Source organism: Sphaerotilus sulfidivorans, assembly GCF_013426975.1.
Taxonomy (GTDB): Bacteria; Pseudomonadota; Gammaproteobacteria; order Burkholderiales; family Burkholderiaceae_C; genus Sphaerotilus; species Sphaerotilus sulfidivorans.
Genome location: NZ_JACCPY010000095.1, coordinates 1 through 450, shown reverse-complemented (window position 1 = coordinate 450; position 450 = coordinate 1). Strand labels below are relative to the sequence as shown.

1 pseudogene is annotated in these 450 nt (G+C 66.2%); it reads left to right on the top strand.

What is annotated here, in order from left to right:
- Positions 1-341 (top strand): annotated as a pseudogene (locus tag HZU84_RS20085) (hypothetical protein); the annotation flags it as partial.
- Positions 342-450: the final 109 nt, after the last annotated feature.

The window sequence follows — 450 nt, the reverse complement described above, 5'->3', positions numbered from 1 at the left end:
AGTCCGAGCTGTCGCAGTGCCGGCTCGCCATCCACACCGTGCGCCAAGGCTGGGTCAAGGCCCGCACCGCCACCATCAACCGCCTGCGCGGTCTGATGAGCGAGTTCGGCATCGTGCTGCCACTCAAGGCCGGCGACAGTTATCTGCGAACGCTGCTGATCCTGGGGGCACGCGCCACGCTGGCCGCTGCGGCCAGGAAGAAGGACAGGCTCAGCCGCTGGGCGGTGGCGCTGTCCGAGCGGCGCGGCTACTGGAAGGCCGTCGTCGCCGTCGCAGCCAAGAATGCCCGCATGGCCTGGGCGATGCTCGCCAAGGGCGAAGACTTCAAACCCGTGACGTGAGCCGACCCGGCCCGTCGAACCGATTTCGAATGTCTCATCCGACACCGTGAAGGAAGAATCTGCCACCGCGTGATGCCTGCGTTGATGGAACAAGGTCAGACCTGCGTGG